Raw genomic sequence first — 17,659 nt, forward strand, 5'->3', positions numbered from 1 at the left:
AATGAGCATGTCGAAAAACGAAACCACTACCGAACCAGTCGCCGAGAAACCGATCGGCAGTCCAGAAGCGTTTGCGGATGCTGCGGAGTGCCTGAAAACACTGGCTCACCCGGTACGGCTGCGGATGGTGCAACTGTTGCTCTTCGGCCGCTACACGGTCGGTGAGATCGCGAAAGACTGCGGGATCCCCGACAATGTCGCGTCGGATCACCTTCGACTGATGCAGCGATGTGGTTTTTTCACGAGTGAACGCGAAGGTCGACGGGTTTATTACCGTGTCGCCGAACCTCACTTGGCGAGCCTCATGAACTGCATTGAAAGCAAGTTTTTACCCGAAGCGAGCAAGAACGCCGGGTAAAATTTTTTCGGTCAATATATCGCAACCTTTCGAACTGTCTACTTTTCGACACTTTGAATCAATGAGGAAATGTGATGGCGACTTTCGAAACAATCACTGTCAGCAAGCTGGCAGAACTTGACGCCCAGAACGGCGTGGAACTGATCGACGTTCGGACTCCGGTGGAGTTTCGCGAGGTTCATGCGACCAAAGCGGTGAACGTCCCACTTGATGAATTGAATCCAACTGCGGTGATGCGGTCTCGGCAGCAGACCGGCAATCACCCCCTGTATGTGATTTGCCGCAGCGGCAATCGATCTGGCAAAGCGTGCCAAAAGTTTGTCGACGCTGGTTTCGCCAATGTGGTCAACGTCGAAGGCGGCACGACCGCTTGGGATGCTGCGGGTCTGCCAGTCGAACGCGGCAAGCGGGCGATCTCGTTGGAACGTCAGGTACGAATCTGCGCGGGTCTGATCGCGTTTGTCGGATCGGCACTCGCTCTTGCGACGGGGAACGTTTACTGGGCGGGGATCCCGGCGTTCATCGGCGCGGGGCTGACCTTTGCCGGCGTGACGGACACCTGCGGAATGGGAATGATCCTGGCCAAAATGCCTTGGAATCGATGTGGAGGCGGAACGTGTTCGGCCTAGCCATCCTGTTCGGAGCAGTCGTCGGGTTTGCGCTCGGATTGACCGGCGGGGGCGGGGGTGTGTTCGCGGTGCCGCTCCTGGTTTACGGCTTGTCGGTGGCACCCCGTGAAGCCGTCGGCGTGTCGCTGGCTTCGGTTGGCGGAACGGCACTGTTTGGCGTGACACCACGGCTATTCCGTGGCGAGGTTGAATTGCGAACGGGTTTGTTATTTGCGATCGCTGGCATGATTGGTGCCCCGATCGGCAACTATCTCTCGGGCCTGATCCCGGAGAACGTTTTGCTGATCCTGTTTGGGCTGCTGATGTTTGTGGTCGCTTGGCGGATGTGGGCAAAATCGCGCCAAGCGGCCACGGCCAAACCGGCCAGCGATCCGGTGGCCAAGGAAACGTGCGAGCCTTCGACCTGTCAGCGTGACCAAGACGGTCGCCTGCGATTGACGTCGAAGTGTGCAGTGCTGCTCGCCGGAGTGGGACTGATGACGGGCGTGTTGTCGGGCATGTTTGGTGTCGGCGGCGGCTTCGTGATCGTCCCTGCCTTGGTGCTGTTCAGCGGGATGGCGATTCATCAGGCGGTGGCAACATCGCTGATGGTGATCGTCTTGGTCAGTATCAGCGGCGTTTCGTCGTACGTCAGTTCGGGCAGCGAACTGTCCTGGCAACTGGTACTGCAATTCATGATCGGTGGCTTTGCGGGAATGTGGGTCGGAGGCTTGGTCGCAAAGCGATTGAAAGGGGCAACCTTACAAAAGGTGTTCGCTAGCGGGGTGATCTTGGTAGCGATCTTTGTGATTTCAAAATCAATGCTGCTTACCAATTAGGCGAGCGATTTCAGTCGAGGAGAATGACGATGTTGTTGAAATATTTTTACGATAAGAAACTCGCCCACGCGTCGTACATGGTCGGTTGCCAGCGTGCCAAGGTTGCAGTGATCGTCGACCCCGGTCGTGACATCGAACCCTACTTGGCAGCGGCCAAACAGGAAGGCGTCACTATCACCGCCGTCGCCGAAACGCACATCCATGCGGATTACGTTTCCGGCGCACGTGAAATGGCCGATCGAATCGGTGCCAAGCTGTATCTGTCCGACGAAGGCCCGGCAGAATGGAAATACCAATACGCGTCACAGTACGATCACCAGCTACTGCACGACGGCGATTCGTTTTTGATCGGTAACATCAAGTTCGATGTGCTGCACACCCCCGGACACACCCCCGAAAGCATCTCGTTTTTGCTGACCGACCAAGGTGGCGGCGCCGACAAGCCGATGGGGATTTTCACGGGCGACTTTGTGTTTGTCGGATCGATCGGCCGCCCCGATTTGCTCGAACAAGCGGCAGGACTTGCCAACACCGCCGAACCGGGCGCCCGTGATCTGTTCAAGTCTGCCGAGCGTTTTAAGACGCTGCCTGAATACCTGCAGGTCTGGCCGGCGCATGGCGCGGGCAGCGCATGCGGTAAAGGCTTGGGTGCGATTCCTTCGTCGACCGTGGGCTATGAAAAACGGTTCAACCCGGCGTTGCAATTCACCGACGAAAACGTGTTCGTCCAATACATTCTCGATGAGCAACCGGAAGCGCCAAAGTACTTTGCGGTGATGAAGCGAGTGAACAAAGAGGGCCCCGCAATCATTGGTGCCGATTCGAACGTGTCTTACTTGGATACCGCAAAGATCCAATCGGCGATCGCAGACGGCACCGTGATCGACACCGTTGCCTCGGACATCTACCGCGAAAAACACGTCGCAGGCACAGTCAACATCCCAACCGGAATGCTGGCCGCGTGGGCCGGATGGCTCGTCGACTATTCCAAACCGGTGTACCTGATCACCGAAAATGGCGACGCGGACAATCGCGAAGTGGCCGAGGCGATCATGGTGCTGCAAAAGATCGGCATCGACAAAATCACGGGACTGTTTCAGCGTGATGCGTTGATCGACGACGAACTGGTTTCACAGTCCTATCCCACCGACACCCCGGAAAACTTGGCGCCGACCATCGAATCAGGACAAGTCAAGCTGATCGACGTCCGCAGCGACTCGGAATGGCAAAGCGGGCATATCGCGAAGGCCGAACATCGATTCCTTGGGCGATTGCCAGACAACGTTGATGACCTGCCTCAGGACAAACCGATCGTCGTGCAATGTCAAAGCGGTGCACGTTCTTCGATCGCGGCCAGCGTGCTGCAAGCGGAAGGCTATCAAGTGATCAACATGACCGGCGGTTACACGAAGTGGGTCGACTCCGGTTTGGAAGTGGTTCAAGACGACCAAGCTGACTGCGAAGCAAGTTGTCACGTTTGATTGAGGCCAAAACGCTTTTGCACGTTTTCGAGGGCTTTCGAATGAACGCCCTCTGAACCGTCCAAGGTCTAGACGACGAGCGACTGAAGCGCTGTGTGAACCGCTGCCGATTCGCATGCGAAGTGAATCGAACGCGGTTCCGTCGCTTCGATCGTGATCCAAAGCGTCTCAGGTGGCATCACCGCTTGGACCTTGTCCGCCCATTCGATCAAAACCCAAGCGTCGGTGTCGTCAAAGAGTTCTTCGACACCGAGTTCCAAGAACTCGTCTTCATCATGCACGCGATAGGCATCCATGTGGTGCAAGGTGATCTCGCCAGCGCCAATCGTCGCTTGGTAGCTGGACAACAGCGTAAACGTCGGGCTGGTGACGTCGTCGGAATCGACTCCGGCGGCTGCGGCCAAGGCCTGCACGAACGTGGTTTTCCCAGCACCAAGCGTCCCCACCAACCCGACCGTCAACGGCTTTGGCAGATGCCGAACCATCCGCTCGGCAAGTTGATGTAGCTTGGGCAGGTCGATGTCGTTGAGTTGCATGATCAAAACGCCAAACGGCGAGACTCCAACATCGATGTTGCATCCGCCTCCAATGCGTTTGAGGCGGAACGGAATCACAATGTAGTGGATCTTGTGAAAGATCCGGATGAGGTAGTGGATCTTGTGAAAGATCCCTTTGGGGGACAATGCAGAACTGGCGGGATCTTTAACAAGATCCACTACAGTACGCAGCGGGATCTTTAACAAGATCCACTACGGTATGCTGCGGGATCTTTGACAAGATCCACTACGGTGCTCTGACTGGATTAGGGAATCAACCAGAAGGCACCGCTCATGAATGCGCCTTGCGCCAGGGCTCCACGTGCACTGACGGGAACCGGTGGGACGATCCACGGTGCACAGTTTCCGGGTCGATAGTACCCGAGGGCGTAGACACATTCGTCGGGCGGATGGATGCCCATCTTGTAGGGCAGCACTGCGATGTTGGCGAAGAAGTGTGCCGACGAAACGACAGGTTGCAACAATGGTCCGGCCGAATGACCGTAGCGTTCCAAGTTGACTTCTTCGAAGTAACGTGGCTTGCTGCAGGCGTTGGACGCTTTGTACGTCATCGTGATGGGTGCCCAGTTTCGCGGTGTGTACGCGACCTGTTCCACCAAGCATTCTTTCGGTAGGCCCCAGTTCTCGGCCAAGTACCCCAAGTCGCCTTCGCTGAGACGATTGACTGGCAACTCTTGTCGTGAGCCGGTTTCGCTTTCGATGATGACTTGCTCGTAGGCCAAACCGACCAGTTTGCCACGTGCGACTTCTTCGCCACCGAGGTTGCGCCAAGCGCGAACAGACTGACGTCGCTCGAACTTCTCACGCTGCTTTTGGTAGTCTTCCGGATCGAACAGATCGGGACGGAACGGCGGGCTGGGATCCAACGAAATCGTGTCGATCGTCTCGCGTTTGATGCGATCACGAAAGTCTTCGCACGACAACTCGTTCGAACGCAACATCGAAGTGTCGTTGTATGCGCCGTTGTTGAAGCGATCGTTTAGGTTCTCGCGAGTTCGGTTCGGAAACGCGTTGCCCGATGGCAGGTCACTCGGTGATGGCTGGCCATTATCCGATCGGTCCGATTGCATCGGCGGGGTAAAACGGAAGTCATCATCGGGTCCGTCGTTGCCCAAGTCACCCGGCGATTGCATGTCCGCTGGCGGAAGGATTTGCTCGGGCTGTGGCGCGGGCACTTCTTCGGCTGGCTGCTCGGGTGCGATGCTGGGATCACTCAGCAAACCTCGAAGTGACGAATCGTTCCCTGGAGACTGCGACGGCATCGGCAACTCCGGAGCCGGCAACGGGATCTGATCAGCGGCTGGTGCCGATGGGTCAGGCAAGTTGCGATTTCGGAACGGGTTCGCGGGGGTATCGTCGGTTTGTTCAGCCGTACCTGGCAACGAATCGGGCAGTCCGAATCCGCTTGGCGCCGCGGCATCATCGGTTTGCGGATCAGGAACTGGAATCGGTACCGCCGCCAAACGGGCTTGCGCGGGTGCGGCTTGTGTTCCGTCCGCGAACGGATCATTGAAAAAGTCTTCGGGGCGTGGCAAGCGTTCTTGCAACTGATTTTGCTGGATCGGAGCCGCGTCACGACGGTAATTGGCAACCGGCCCGCGCTGCGGCTGGCCGAGACCGCTTTGACCGCTAGCAGTATGTGCGGTTTGCTGAATCGCACCGCGGTTCACTTGGCTGGCGAACGCGTTGCGATCTTGGAAATCGCTTGCAACCTGATGGCTTGCCGGTCGGACAGCCTGTTCGGCACCGTAGCCAGGGCTTGCGTAGGCGGCGTTTGCGACTTGACCGACACCCGTTCGACGGACGATCGTCATCGTCGAATTTGCCGCAGCCTGATTTGCGGCAGGACTTGCGGTACGAGCAGGCTCGGCGAAGACGTCGTGCTGCGGCACATGCACGGGTGCCGGCGCGATTTGAGAGCTTTTTCGCCAGCGAAGATTCCAGCCGGGTTCGGTTTCCGGCGAGGCTTGGCGAGTGTTGGGCTGCTGGGCATAAGCGAGATCGCTGAGCGCCAATTCGCTCAGCGGTGCCAGAGCTACCAATGCGGCCAACACCATGCGAGATGGCCGCGCGAGGCTTTGGTTAGCCTGCGTCGGAAGACCCGACATCGGGACTGTAGTTGGGCGCTTCTTGCGTGATCGCAATGTCATGCGGATGGTTCTCCCTTACCGTCGCGGCCGAAACGCGGATGAACCTTCCATCCCGCTTCAGCTCTTCGATCGTCCTTGTTCCCAAATATCCCATGCCCGCACGCAAGCCGCCGACCAGTTGGTAGACGTAATCGCTGAGCGGACCTTTGTAAGGCACACGGCCTTCAACGCCTTCGGGGACAAGCTTTCCTGCTTGCACGCCTTTCTGGCGGTATCGATCGCTGCTGCCTTTGACCATGGCACCCATCGATCCCATGCCACGGTACGCCTTAAAGGTTCGACCTTGGTAAAGGATCACTTTGCCGGGGCTTTCGGCCAATCCGGCAAACAGGCTGCCAATCATCACGGTGCTGGCACCAGCAACGATGGCTTTCGTAATGTCACCGCTAAAGCGAACGCCGCCGTCGGCGATGACAGGTATGTTTTGTTTCTTTGCGACCTCGGTCGCTCGCATGATCGCGGAGATCTGCGGCACGCCGACACCGCTGATAACGCGTGTCGTGCAGATCGAACCGGGGCCAATCCCAACTTTGATGGCATCAGCACCGGCTTTGATCAGGGCTTCGGCACCTTCTGCCGTCGCGATGTTGCCCGCGATGACATCAATGTCCCAACCCTTTTGTGCCTTAATCTCTTTGACCGTCTCGACCACGTTTTTACTGTGGCCGTGAGCCGAATCGACGACCAGCAAGTCAACGCCTTGCTTGATCAACTGTTCGGCACGGACCAAATCGCCAACCCCGATGGCTGCTCCGACACGCAAACGACCTTGCGAATCTTTGCAAGCACGAGGAAATCGCTTCATCATGTCGATGTCGCGAATCGTAATAAGACCCGTTAGTTTCCTATCTTCGTCAATCAGCAAGAGTTTCTCGACTCTTTTTGCCGTTAAAATTCGCTCAGCTTCCTCAAGCGTTACATTCCCCGTTCCCGTCACCAGATTCTCACAGGTCATGACCTCAGAAACTGGGAGATCTGGGTCTTCTAGGAATCGCAGGTCACGCCGGGTGAGAATTCCGGCGAGCGTACCGTTCTCATTGACGATCGGAATCCCCGAGACGTTTGCTTGATCCATCAGCTCTGCAGCCCGGCCAACCTTTTCACCCGGCGGCAGGGTAACAGGGTCGACGATGATGCCGTTGGCCGATCGCTTGACCTTGAGGACCTCTTCCGTCTGATGCTCGGTGGAGAGGTTTTTATGGATGATGCCCAGACCGCCCTCTTTCGCCAAACCGATCGCCATTTCGGCTTCGGTGACGGTGTCCATTGGGGAGGACAGCAAGGGGATTTGCAGGCGAATGCGTTGCGTCAGATGGCTGCTAACATCGACTTCGCTAGGAACAACTTCACTGTATCGCGGCTCCAGGAGAACATCATCAAAAGTGACGCCGCTGTAGCTGATTTTCTCTTCAAACATGCCGAACCTGTCACGCTGAAGGCCAAGACGTGGGGAAAAGCCCGGCAGTATGACTGTTTCGACGCGATCACGGAAGAGCCGCGTTTCTGTAAGGCCGACAAGACTTCCATTGGCGGGGAATTAATGCCGGGGATGCGTCATCAGTCATCACACCGGTGCCTAATGGACTAGAGTGGAAATTCGTCTTCGGCAGCGACTTCTGCGTAGAGCGGCATGTGCCGGTAATAAACTTCCAGGATCATCGTCGCGAACGAGGTCAAACACAAGCGACCACTATCGGACAGGTGAGTGACGTCGGGAAAGAACCAACTGCCTTTCGCGCCGCGTGTTTGGTCTTGAGTTTCGACCAACCAATCACGGAGTTCCGTGTTGAACGTGTCCCATTCTTTGCCGCCGTTGTGCCGCAAGACCTGGGCGGCATAGTAATCGTAGTACAGGTCGTCTTTGCGGACACCAGTTGTGGCGAGGTGCTGAACGCCAAGCTTGATTCCAGTGTGGTTTTTATCCCACCCCGTGTACATCCTGCAGAGAAGCCCGACGGCAGAGGTCCCGGGGCGAAAGTTCTTTGCCGGTTCCACATAGCCATAGGTTGACCCCTCGTCACTGCTGACGTTCCCTAGAAACACCGTTGCACCGGGAATGGCGTTGGGAGGCAAAATCAAGTGTCCCATGTGACCGCTTTTGAGCGCCATCACCTGCCATCCGACGACCGACGTGTCACCGCCGTCTTTGTCCCGAAAACCGTAACGCCATCCGCCGTCACGGCATTGGGCGAGTCCGATGTAGTTCAAGGCAGCTTGGGCAGGGCCGGCCAACTCCGGATCACCGGTCATCGCATAGGCTTCGCACAAGGTGATCGCGACGAGTCCATGGTCGTACATCGATCCACCACCGCGGTAGTCGATGTACGGCAACCCGCCTTCCTTACCGGGCTTTCCGTTCTGAACCAAGAATCGCAATCCTCCCATCACAACGGGACTGAATTCTCCGTTGACGTGCGTTTGTCCTGCACCGAGAAACGGCAACAGTGCCAGAGCCGTGGCGGCATTGAATTGCTTGGCACGGATTGGGCTTTTACATCCGTTTCCGCAGGCACCGTTGCAAACGATTTCGTGCTGAAACGTCCACGCACCGGCATTCGGACCGACTTTGATTTGGTGACGCGAGAACCATTTAAGAGCTTCGGTTACTGCGGCCTCGCTGCTTTCGGTGCCACCATATTCGCGAAGCAGTTTCTTTTTCATGTCCGCCGAACGACTGGCAGTCGCCTGCATGTTCATCGACGCCATGGACTGCAACGATGTTGCAGCAGGTGCCATGTCGAGTGAGAAGTCACTCATCTCGAGCGGGACAGCGGCGATGTCCATGATCGGCGTTTCCATCGCGACCGGTTCGACAACGTCGACGGGATCGGTGATTTCGACTTCTTCAGAAACCGGTTCGGACTCTTCGATCTCTCCGGGGTCGAAATCTTCGATCGACAACTCTTCAATCTCGGGACCGTTGTCTTGGCTGCTCGAAGCGGTCAGGACATTCACAATTTGGATCGGATCGGCAATCGATACCAAACCCAACACGACCAAGATCAAGATATGAACGAGCGCACTGACCAACCAAGCCGGCATCGCTTGAAACAACACGAATCGTCGGTCGGTACCTAACGACTCGGTGTCATCGGAGCTGGCGGGTGCGGATGCGTCAGAGCGAGTTAACTCGTTCGGATCAGCCGTCGTGCTCACAGAGAGTAGTTCCTGAAAAGATAAGGCAGCAATGGGCGGACACCTCCCCCCATGCTGTTGTTAACGGTTCTCAACAATGAATTGTACTCAACCGCTAAAGAATCTGACGGAATCAATGTGAAGCTGGGGTCAACCTTCAGGCGAAACGATCGGGTCCTTTCGATTCTCTACACGTTGCGGTTCAAAGTCGGCGATCTGTTTGAGGTAGCTTGGAACCGCCTCGCGGAAGCGTTCGTTTAGACGGACCTTCGCCTTACCTGGCAAAACGCCCACCCAGCCATCGAGGGGATCGACTGCAACCTTGAACTCGGGAAACCGATTGCCGGTTGGGTCTGACCACTTCAATACGATCAGTTCCGATTGTGGTTCATGATTGAACCCTTCGTCGACAACGCTGTCCCAGTCATAGCTGCGATCATCAAGAAACATGTGACGTAAATGTCCCAGCCCGGGCATTCCGCTCAAGCGAACCGATGCGACCGGCTCGCCATCATCGTTGGGGGGTGGAAACAGCTCGATCTCTTCGGCCAGTTGAAACGCTGTGACGACCTGTTCCCCCCAAAATTTAGTGGTCTGTTCGGACTTCGTACGACGTGCCCAGATGCTGAGCCCGCCACCGACGATACCGAACGCGATCACGAATAAGCCCAATAAGATCCCTCGCTTGGTGATTTTCACACGAGGGTCGTTGTATTTGTCCGAGTGTGGATCACTACTCGCGACGCCGGACTGTGAATCATCGGGCCGCTCGTCGGATGGAGAATGCATGGGTTAAACTGCCTCGTTTTCAGCCCGTGGGCTGAACTGCCGAATTTCGCTCGACCAATCCTACCGCTTAAAACGCCCAAACGAATTGCAACATGGAATCCAATCTGGCCGCCCAAGCCGGCGAAACGACTGTTTTGGTCGACTTAGAAGATCGTAGTTATCCAATCCACATTGCCTCCTCGGCAACCGGGCGCTTTGCCGCGATGGTCAAAAACGCAGTCGGAGACCTGACGCACGCGGTTGTTATCTACGACGAAGCCGTCACCTCGCTCGCCGATGCGCTTTGCGAACCACTGCAATCGGTTTCTCAACGGATCGACCGCTTTGCCGTCCCCTCTGGCGAAACAAGCAAATCAGTCAAGCAGTACGAAACACTGCTCGAACAGATGCTTCAATGCGGATCGGACCGCAAGAGTGTTGTGTTCGCCGTTGGCGGCGGAGTGATCGGCGACCTTGCAGGATTCGTCGCGGCATCTTTCGCACGCGGTGTCCGTTTCGTGCAAGTTCCAACAACGTTGTTGGCAATGGTCGACAGCAGCGTAGGAGGGAAAACAGGAATCAACCTGTCTGGTGCCAAGAACATGGTGGGCGCGTTCTGGCAACCGGAACTCGTTTGGATTGACACCGAAGTGATGCGAACGCTGCCAGACCGCAGTTACCTCAGTGGCTTGGCAGAAGTGGTGAAGTATGGCTTGATCGATGACGCGGAGTTTTTCGAGTACTTGGAAAGCAACGCCGAAGCACTCGTCAAACGCCAAACCAAAGAGCTGCAGTTTTCAATCGCGCGAAGCTGCCAATCAAAAGCCAACGTGGTCCGCGAAGACGAACGCGAAACCAGCGGACGCCGCGCGATCTTGAATTACGGCCATACCTTCGCACACGCGATCGAAGCGACCGCCGGATACGGAACGTTGCTCCATGGCGAAGCCGTTTCAATCGGCATGCAGATGGCCGCGTCGCTGGCAATTGATTTGGGACTTTGCGACGCAAGCGTTTTAGAACGACAAACGGAATTGCTGAAGCGATGTGAATTGCCGATCCGTTTTCCGGCAGCAGACATCGACGCGATGATCCCAGTGATGATGCGTGACAAGAAAGTCGCCCACGGCAAACTGCGATTCATCTTGCCGCGCGGGATCGGCAAAGTCGACTTGGTTGGCGACGTCGACCAGTCCGCCGTGAAAGCCGCCATCGAAGCCCACCGCTAAGAGCTTGCCAACGATCGGGTGACCCAATGCTGGATCGAGTAGACTGTTGTGCGAGTGAATTCTCGCGCGAGCGGCTTTGGATAGTGTGCCCGCCCGCCAGTCCCAATCGATTTGCCAGATCGGAATGCCATGCGAACGACGCTTGTGATGTTGGTGGCACTGTTGTGCTCGACGCCAACACTTGCCGACCAGCCTGCCGATGAACCACGCCCGAATGTGCTATTCATTTTCCTAGATGACTTCGGTTGGCGTGACGCCGGTTTCATGGGCAGTGACTTTTATGAAACGCCTCACCTGGATTCACTTGCTGCCAAAGGCATGGTGTTTACCAATGCATACGCGGCCGCTGCGAACTGCGCCCCGTCGCGTGCAAGCTTGCTGTCGGGACAATACACGCCCCGGCACGAGATCTATAATGTGGGGACCAAGCGGCGTGGAAAGAAAACGCATGGCCGGCTGAAACATATCCCCGGCACCGACACGTTGCGGCCCGACATCAAAACGTGGGCCCAATGTGCCCAAGATGCCGGATACCGAACCGGCACGATCGGTAAGTGGCACCTCAGCGATGATCCGCTGCCCTACGGGTTCGATTTCAATTTCGCGGGGACTCATGGCGGCGGCCCACCACAAGGTTACTTCCCGCCGCATGGCAACATCAAAGAACTGAAAGACTCGCCCAAAGACGAGTACTTAACGCGGCGTCTAACGGACGAAGCGATCAAGTTCATCAGCCAGGAACCCGACCAGCCTTGGTTTTTGTACCTCACACACTTTGCCGTCCACACGCCGCTGCAAGGCGAACCTGACTTGGTTGCAAAGTACGACAGCAAGCCCAAAGGCACACTGCATGACCATGCGGTGATGGCAGCGATGATTGAAGCGGTCGATCAGGGCATCGGCCGATTGATCGAATCGCTCGATCAATCAGGGCAAACCGACAACACCGTGATCGTGTTCACAAGCGACAACGGTGGCTACGGACCGGCGACATCGATGGATCCGCTAAAAGGCTACAAAGGAACCTACTACGAGGGCGGCATTCGCGAGCCGATGTTTATCGTCTGGCCTGGCATCACCAAACCAGGATCGACTTGCGATGTCCCGGTGATCAACGTCGATCTGTATCCGACGTTTTGTGAAATCACCGGCGCCGAACCGCCTGACCAAGTCATGGATGGCTGGAGCTTAAAACCGCTGCTAACCGGCGAACTGACCAACGAGGGAGTACACGGATTCACGCACCGTTCGCTTTACTGGCACTTCCCAGCCTACCTGCAAAGCTATTCGCGAATCGACGGACAGCGTGACCTGCTCTTCCGCAGTCGTCCGTGCAGTGTGATCCGCAGGGGACGCTGGAAACTACACGAGTATTTCGAAGACCGCGACTTACCAGGTGGTGGGCTGGAGCTTTACGACTTGCAAACCGATGTCGGTGAATCAACGAACCTCGCCAATTCTAATCCAGAGGTCCGCGATCGCTTGCACAAGGAACTTCAACAATGGCGACGCAACTCACACGCACCGGTACCCACCGAACCCAATCCAAACTTTGATGCCGACGCAGAACGCAAGGACATCGCGAAGCTGCTTCAAAAACAAAAACAGGATTAACGCAGCCGCACGATCACCAGCGTGATTCCATTTGCGAAACAATCCGGCCTGCCAACTGTTCGATCGCTTGCAAGTTTGCGGTATCAATCGATTGGCCAGCTTCCGGCACGAAGCGGGCGTTTTGGCTGAATCCGGTCATGTCCACATCGCTGGACACGATGCTGTTTTGCATTAACGACTGGCCGTGGCGGTTGTTCCAATTCGCATGCACAGTGATTGCCGTGTCGAGCGCTCGTGGGTCATCACTGAGCACTTCAGTAAGCACGGTTTTGTTTTGCATGACAATCTTGCACGACAAAACCGAGTCAGCCAGTGGGCTGCTGACGACCTTGTACGGCGTGCGTCGCTCGACTTCACGCACCAATGCTTCGGTCAGCTGTTTCCCCAAGTCTGGCCGAAACGTTTCGTTGCGAACCACGGGAATATGGACCGTACGTACGCCCGCCGGATAAAGTGCGTCCGCACCGAAACGATACGATGCACAGCCGACCGGCAACCACACCAACGCCAAGGCGATCAGCATCAGGCGGCAACGCATCGGCAATGTTGAAGGTGAGAAATGACTGTCCATCGCGACTACCTATCGAAAAATCGATCCGCTGGATGTTGTCTCGTTTTCTTCCGAAGTGCCTTCAGAAGACTGTTGGTTTTCCACCGTGACCAGTGGTGCCGATTGCTTGGCCGAGGGGAATACCTTGGTCATGAACGCCAGCGGGCGATCAGGTGACGTGGGCAGGTCTTCGATTTGAGCCAAGGTAGTGCGTGCCTGTTCGGCTTGCGGTGCGGACGGATGGTCACGCAGCAGCTTGCGATAGAGCTCCGACGCCGCACCGTACTCGTGCTGCTTTTCGCGGATGCCCGCACGGAAGGCCAGCTTTTCGGCCTTGTGATAATCGATTTCCGCCGCGGCACGGGCGACCATGTCGGCGTACTTCTGCTCTTTCAGCTTGTCCGGAAAACGGCGGCGTGTTTGCTTGACCAACGAGTCCGCTTCTTCCAACATTCGCTCGCTATAAAGCGGTCCTGCATAGACTTCCAATTTGCAACGGATGCCGAGCAGGTGTGCCAAGAACAGGTGATCGCTATCGCTGAACGTTTCCCGCAAGTCCGTCAGAAACTCATCGGCTCGTTCATAGTCTTTTCGGCGGATGTACTCCGCAGCCGCAGCCATGGTGGCGTCGTCGGCAAGCTTGCCCGTCGGATCATCGTAGCGGATCTGGTCCAACACACGAACCGCGTGGCTGGCCGCGTCACGCATCGGACGCTTATCGTCAAAGAAGTTCAACGTGTACCATGACTCGTTGCCCGACTTGTCGATGTCGATCCAATACTTGCTGATCGAAAACAGGCGTGATGCGGCACGATCAGTGTGACGGTTGCGAGGGAATTCTTTTTGCAAGTTTTCGAACGCGTCACGTGCGTTGTTCAAATCGTCTGCAAAGAAATACGACTCGCCTTGCATGAACAATGCGTCTTGATGGATCGCCGAACCCGGTGCTTCCTTGGTCGCTTTCTTGAACAGCTTTGCGGCGCGAACGAATTCGTCCGCACGCTCCTCCTCCGGAGCATTCATGGCTTCACGAAAGATTCCATCCGCTTCGCGATACAGCTCTTTGGCTTTGGAAAGGTCTTCGGTGGTCTTGCCGGTGACGAATCCAACGAGGTGGTTGGAACCGAATCGATTGGTGCCGGTCGAGCGTTTTGAGCGTCCCTCGGTTTCGCGGACTGGCTGCTCGGCTTCCTCAGCCGCCGCCTTCTCGGCTGCTGCGGCTGCCGTGAACGGCAATGGCGGAAAGAACCGCTGCTTGCTATCGCTGCTGCCGAAGGTCTGGCAACCGGTGGCACAAGCCAACAGCGTCGCGCAGGCCATCAACACCAAGTCGGCCGGTGCGTGACGATCGATTGGATTTCGGTACTTTTCAATGACGATTCGATTCATTCGTCCGGTTCCATCCGGGCGGGCAGAAAATGTTGCATCCGAGGCATCGTGCCAAGGATTGCTTGTATGTATCGGTTCAGCATGCTGCGCAATTCGCCATAAACTGGTGCGGAAACGCGGACCGGTTGGCGAGTGTGCGGTGCTAGCATTACCTCAAGTTGTTCGATGCTTTCCAAAGCCAAGTTGATAATCGACATTTGGCGGCTTCGACACGATTTGCAAACGACGCCCCCTGCGAACGGTGCGAAGGGCAAACGGCCAAGCCGTGGCACGACGTTTCCACAGTCCGCGCAGCTTCGGGTGGTCGGTGCGTGACCGAGCAACCGCAATGCGGCGCAATCAAACCCCAACAGCGCGGTGGCTGGATTTCCCGTCCCATCGATTTGGCCCAGGGCATCCAGGGCGGCATCGTAAAGTGCCGGGTGAGGATCATGATTGTCTGTCAAAAGTCGAAGCATTTCGGCGATGTAATACCCCGCGTACAGACGCTGCAGTGATTTTTCGGCTCCACGAAAACGCCGTTGGAGCTTGGCCTCGGTCAACAGATCGAGCGCATCGGAACTTTTCCGAATCAGCACTACACGACAGACGGCTAGCAGGTCAAGCGAACCTTCGAAGGAACTCTTCGGCCGGCGAGCCCCTTTGGCGAGGGCCGCGATTTGCCCAAAGTCACGTGTCAGCAGGTGGACGACCAAACTGGTTTCGCTGAATTCGATCGTCCGCAACACGATCGCCGTCGTCTGTTCGGCGGCCATCTAGAGCTCGTCGTCTTCGCCCAACTCGCCAAGGGAGGCGAGAAATTCGCTCATCTCGGCAGCCGCATGGCTGTCGTTTTGGGTGCGAGCCTGATCGATGCCATCCCGCAGTTGTGTCCGTGCCTGGTCAACGCGTCCCAGGTCCACCAGTTGCTGCGCGGCCATGAAGTAAGCGGGAACATAAGGCGGCGAATCGCTGGTCAGTTCCGACAGTTTTTCCAGACTGGCGTCGTGGTCGCCTTCTTTCCGCAGCTCCATCGCCAAGCTGTACCGCAGAAATGTATCGCCGGGTTCATCGGCAAGCATCTCGAGAATTTTTTCTTTGCGCGACATCTCTGTTTAAAACTCCTTCTTCCAGCGTTGGCCGCCGCCGATATGTTCGAATTGCAAGGTTGTAAGCTGTTCGGCAAGCGTTGAATCTTCTGAATCGATGACCGTTTCGACGCGGAACACACAGCGCGTAGCCATCGATTGGACCATCACCGAAACCAAGAACACTTCGGCCGGATTCAGCTCGCCAGGCGTTTCGATCACGGACAAATCCAAAATCGCTTCGCTGCAGCTCATCACCTGGGCTTCGGGGTCGCTGAGCCATAGACGGCAATTGGCCAGGCGGTCACCGTTGCGATGGTTCACCAGCTGGTAATGCTCGATATCCATGTGCGCCATCGCGGACGCATAGCGTGATTGCTGTGGGACAACGCCGCTGCATTCGCTGCGTGTGGTTCGGCGGAACTGCATCATTTCACGATTGACCGGCGGCCGATATGGCGCTGTCGTTACCGCCAGCCGAGTGTAGCTTCCCCAAGGCCGGAAACCGTGACGTGACAGCAACGACGAAACCCGCACGTCATAATCAGGAATGCCGACCCCATGCCCGATCGGTGGTAGGCCGACATAGCCACACTGCTGATCGCGAAGCGGGCCAGCCAAAATGGAATGACATCCCAGCGCCGCCATCCGGTCCATCGCCGCGAGCAGCAAATCATCACAGCATTCCAGACCAGCGGGGGTAAAGCAGATCGCTGAAAGGATCGCAACGTCTTCCACCGGCTCGTCGCTTTCCGATTCGTCGAACCTCCCAGGCCGGGTGAAATGGCACCAGGCTTCGACTTTGCCGTTGATCACCGCAACGAGCAACTCGCGACTGGAAAAAAACATCCGCGAAAGGATCGCCCTCTCAATGATTGTTGTACTAATCGGGGGAGGGGTACCTGTCGCGGACCAATGTTGGCTCCAAACCCTGGCAAGGTCGGGAAGGTCAGCGTTGCAGAAGTCGCGGATTTCGGGCATTTGACGTAAGAAACTTCTCTGATCAGATTACCGAGGCGATCGGAATCCGGTTAAATCACCGGTGTGCAAACGAAAAGCACGAGCGGGGCGGTGGGATGAGCGCGTCCGATTCTCATCAACGCATCACGGTGCTGTTCGGATCGCCACTTAACGGCCAGCATACTGATTTCACATCCATTTGGTTACCGCCCTAGTTCGTCGCGATGACTGTAGATGCACTTCAATCCGACCCGCCCGACAGCCCCGACGATGTCGTCCGCCCGGTTTTGCCGGTCGATGTTCGAGTTCGCCAAGGCGGATGGATTTTTATCGCGTCGTTGCTCGTCTTCTTTGTCACCAGCATTCTACTGTACGGTCTCTATGCCTACAGCCGTTGGGATGACCGCCACAGTCAAATCGAGCTGCCTGGCGCATTTCTGATCAGCACCGTCTGCCTGCTATTGATCAGCGTTTTGGTTCATTCGGCAACAAAAACGGTTCGTCGCGACCGCATTGGAAAAACTGCGATCTTGCTGGCCGCCAGCAGTCTGGCCGCCATCCTGTTTACCGTGCTCCAGTGCTGGGCGATGCTAAAAATGCTGCTCGGCCCCCAGTCCTTTGCCGGAACAGGACAAGGTGTCGCCGGCATGGTCATCGTGCTAGCAGTTTTGCATGCATTGCATGTGCTTGGCGGAATCATCGCCTTGGGAATTGTTTCGGCGCGCACTGCGCTCGGACACTACGATCACGAGCGACATTGGCCGGTCGACTATGCGGCCCAGTACTGGCATTTCTTGGATATCGTGTGGCTTTGCATGATGCTGGCGTTTTGGCTGACAACTGGCGGATTTCAGTTTTAGTTCGGCCGCCGCATCAATCTTTACGCCAACGGCCCGCCTCTCGTACACTCGCGAGGCTTTGATGCAGCAACGGATTCTGCTGGACGCACACAAG

The 17,659-nt window shown here is 56.5% G+C and carries 17 protein-coding genes; 7 read left to right on the forward strand and 10 right to left on the reverse strand.

The window, feature by feature from the left end:
• Position 1: 1 nt before the first annotated feature.
• From CGZ80_RS05030 to CGZ80_RS05045, 4 genes are all read left to right on the forward strand, one after another.
• A complete protein-coding gene (locus CGZ80_RS05030) occupies positions 2-358 on the forward strand; it encodes an ArsR/SmtB family transcription factor (RefSeq protein WP_094412008.1) in 357 nt (118 codons plus the stop codon).
• Positions 359-432: 74 nt separating this feature from the next.
• Positions 433-987, forward strand: a complete 555-nt coding sequence (locus CGZ80_RS05035) for a rhodanese-like domain-containing protein (protein WP_094412011.1) — start codon at positions 433-435, stop codon at positions 985-987.
• Complete coding sequence (locus CGZ80_RS05040) at positions 975-1,805, forward strand: sulfite exporter TauE/SafE family protein (RefSeq protein ID WP_094412013.1); 831 nt, start codon at positions 975-977, stop codon at positions 1,803-1,805. The genes CGZ80_RS05035 and CGZ80_RS05040 overlap by 13 nt, the downstream gene beginning before the upstream one ends.
• A gap of 29 nt (positions 1,806-1,834) precedes the next feature.
• Complete coding sequence (locus CGZ80_RS05045; protein ID WP_094412117.1) at positions 1,835-3,286, forward strand: MBL fold metallo-hydrolase; 1,452 nt, start codon at positions 1,835-1,837, stop codon at positions 3,284-3,286.
• A gap of 68 nt (positions 3,287-3,354) precedes the next feature.
• Here the strand turns inward: CGZ80_RS05045 and tsaE are convergent, their stop codons facing one another.
• The 5 genes from tsaE to CGZ80_RS05070 all read right to left on the reverse strand — a co-directional run bounded on the left by tsaE (position 3,355) and on the right by CGZ80_RS05070 (position 9,917).
• Positions 3,355-4,002 carry a tRNA (adenosine(37)-N6)-threonylcarbamoyltransferase complex ATPase subunit type 1 TsaE gene (gene tsaE / locus CGZ80_RS05050; RefSeq protein ID WP_094412015.1) on the reverse strand — a complete coding sequence of 216 codons (648 nt, stop codon included), beginning with the start codon at positions 4,000-4,002 and terminating at the stop codon, positions 3,355-3,357.
• A gap of 86 nt (positions 4,003-4,088) precedes the next feature.
• Complete coding sequence (locus CGZ80_RS05055) at positions 4,089-5,951, reverse strand: hypothetical protein (protein ID WP_143543750.1); 1,863 nt, start codon at positions 5,949-5,951, stop codon at positions 4,089-4,091.
• Entirely contained in the window at positions 5,926-7,410 is a 1,485-nt protein-coding gene (guaB, locus tag CGZ80_RS05060) for an IMP dehydrogenase (protein ID WP_094412019.1), read from the reverse strand. The genes CGZ80_RS05055 and guaB overlap by 26 nt, the downstream gene beginning before the upstream one ends.
• A gap of 167 nt (positions 7,411-7,577) precedes the next feature.
• Entirely contained in the window at positions 7,578-9,149 is a 1,572-nt protein-coding gene (locus tag CGZ80_RS05065; protein ID WP_233148235.1) for a hypothetical protein, read from the reverse strand.
• Between the two features lie 129 nt (positions 9,150-9,278).
• A complete protein-coding gene (locus CGZ80_RS05070) occupies positions 9,279-9,917 on the reverse strand; it encodes a hypothetical protein (RefSeq protein WP_094412021.1) in 639 nt (212 codons plus the stop codon).
• A gap of 92 nt (positions 9,918-10,009) precedes the next feature.
• Here CGZ80_RS05070 and aroB point away from each other — a divergent pair, with 92 nt between their 5' ends.
• Together aroB and CGZ80_RS05080 are read left to right on the forward strand one after the other, a co-directional pair.
• Positions 10,010-11,125, forward strand: coding sequence for a 3-dehydroquinate synthase (gene aroB, locus CGZ80_RS05075; RefSeq protein WP_094412023.1), 1,116 nt, complete (start codon positions 10,010-10,012; stop codon positions 11,123-11,125).
• Between the two features lie 129 nt (positions 11,126-11,254).
• Entirely contained in the window at positions 11,255-12,739 is a 1,485-nt protein-coding gene (locus CGZ80_RS05080) for a sulfatase (RefSeq protein WP_094412025.1), read from the forward strand.
• A gap of 13 nt (positions 12,740-12,752) precedes the next feature.
• Here the strand turns inward: CGZ80_RS05080 and lptE are convergent, their stop codons facing one another.
• From lptE to CGZ80_RS05105, 5 genes are read right to left on the reverse strand one after another with little or no spacing between them, the layout of a single operon-like run.
• Entirely contained in the window at positions 12,753-13,310 is a 558-nt protein-coding gene (gene lptE, locus CGZ80_RS05085) for an LPS assembly lipoprotein LptE (RefSeq protein ID WP_094412027.1), read from the reverse strand.
• 9 nt (positions 13,311-13,319) lie between these two features.
• Positions 13,320-14,678 carry a tetratricopeptide repeat protein gene (locus tag CGZ80_RS05090; protein ID WP_233148236.1) on the reverse strand — a complete coding sequence of 453 codons (1,359 nt, stop codon included), beginning with the start codon at positions 14,676-14,678 and terminating at the stop codon, positions 13,320-13,322.
• Positions 14,675-15,433 carry a DNA repair protein RecO gene (recO, locus tag CGZ80_RS05095; RefSeq protein WP_094412029.1) on the reverse strand — a complete coding sequence of 253 codons (759 nt, stop codon included), beginning with the start codon at positions 15,431-15,433 and terminating at the stop codon, positions 14,675-14,677. Before recO ends, CGZ80_RS05090 begins: the two co-directional genes overlap by 4 nt.
• A complete protein-coding gene (locus CGZ80_RS05100) occupies positions 15,434-15,766 on the reverse strand; it encodes a tetratricopeptide repeat protein (protein ID WP_094412031.1) in 333 nt (110 codons plus the stop codon).
• A 6-nt stretch (positions 15,767-15,772) separates the two neighbouring features.
• Positions 15,773-16,594 carry a hypothetical protein gene (locus CGZ80_RS05105; protein WP_094412033.1) on the reverse strand — a complete coding sequence of 274 codons (822 nt, stop codon included), beginning with the start codon at positions 16,592-16,594 and terminating at the stop codon, positions 15,773-15,775.
• A 335-nt stretch (positions 16,595-16,929) separates the two neighbouring features.
• Between CGZ80_RS05105 and CGZ80_RS05110 the strand changes: the two genes are divergently transcribed.
• Positions 16,930-17,565 carry a cytochrome c oxidase subunit 3 gene (locus CGZ80_RS05110; RefSeq protein WP_094412035.1) on the forward strand — a complete coding sequence of 212 codons (636 nt, stop codon included), beginning with the start codon at positions 16,930-16,932 and terminating at the stop codon, positions 17,563-17,565.
• Positions 17,566-17,659: the final 94 nt, after the last annotated feature.

Source organism: Rhodopirellula sp. MGV, assembly GCF_002251265.1.
Classification (GTDB): Bacteria; Planctomycetota; Planctomycetia; order Pirellulales; family Pirellulaceae; genus Stieleria; species Stieleria baltica_A.

Coding starts and splice junctions, on each gene's coding strand:
- CGZ80_RS05030 (WP_094412008.1), top strand. CDS start 2: ATGAGCATGTCGAAAAACGAAACCACTACCGAACCAGTCGCCGAGAAA.
- CGZ80_RS05035 (WP_094412011.1), top strand. CDS start 433: ATGGCGACTTTCGAAACAATCACTGTCAGCAAGCTGGCAGAACTTGAC.
- CGZ80_RS05045 (WP_094412117.1), top strand. CDS start 1,835: ATGTTGTTGAAATATTTTTACGATAAGAAACTCGCCCACGCGTCGTAC.
- CGZ80_RS05055 (WP_143543750.1), bottom strand. CDS start 5,951: ATGTCGGGTCTTCCGACGCAGGCTAACCAAAGCCTCGCGCGGCCATCT.
- guaB (WP_094412019.1), bottom strand. CDS start 7,410: ATGTTTGAAGAGAAAATCAGCTACAGCGGCGTCACTTTTGATGATGTT.
- CGZ80_RS05070 (WP_094412021.1), bottom strand. CDS start 9,917: ATGCATTCTCCATCCGACGAGCGGCCCGATGATTCACAGTCCGGCGTC.
- aroB (WP_094412023.1), top strand. CDS start 10,010: ATGGAATCCAATCTGGCCGCCCAAGCCGGCGAAACGACTGTTTTGGTC.
- CGZ80_RS05080 (WP_094412025.1), top strand. CDS start 11,255: ATGCGAACGACGCTTGTGATGTTGGTGGCACTGTTGTGCTCGACGCCA.
- lptE (WP_094412027.1), bottom strand. CDS start 13,310: ATGGACAGTCATTTCTCACCTTCAACATTGCCGATGCGTTGCCGCCTG.
- CGZ80_RS05090 (WP_233148236.1), bottom strand. CDS start 14,678: ATGAATCGAATCGTCATTGAAAAGTACCGAAATCCAATCGATCGTCAC.
- recO (WP_094412029.1), bottom strand. CDS start 15,433: ATGGCCGCCGAACAGACGACGGCGATCGTGTTGCGGACGATCGAATTC.
- CGZ80_RS05100 (WP_094412031.1), bottom strand. CDS start 15,766: ATGTCGCGCAAAGAAAAAATTCTCGAGATGCTTGCCGATGAACCCGGC.
- CGZ80_RS05105 (WP_094412033.1), bottom strand. CDS start 16,594: ATGTTTTTTTCCAGTCGCGAGTTGCTCGTTGCGGTGATCAACGGCAAA.
- CGZ80_RS05110 (WP_094412035.1), top strand. CDS start 16,930: ATGACTGTAGATGCACTTCAATCCGACCCGCCCGACAGCCCCGACGAT.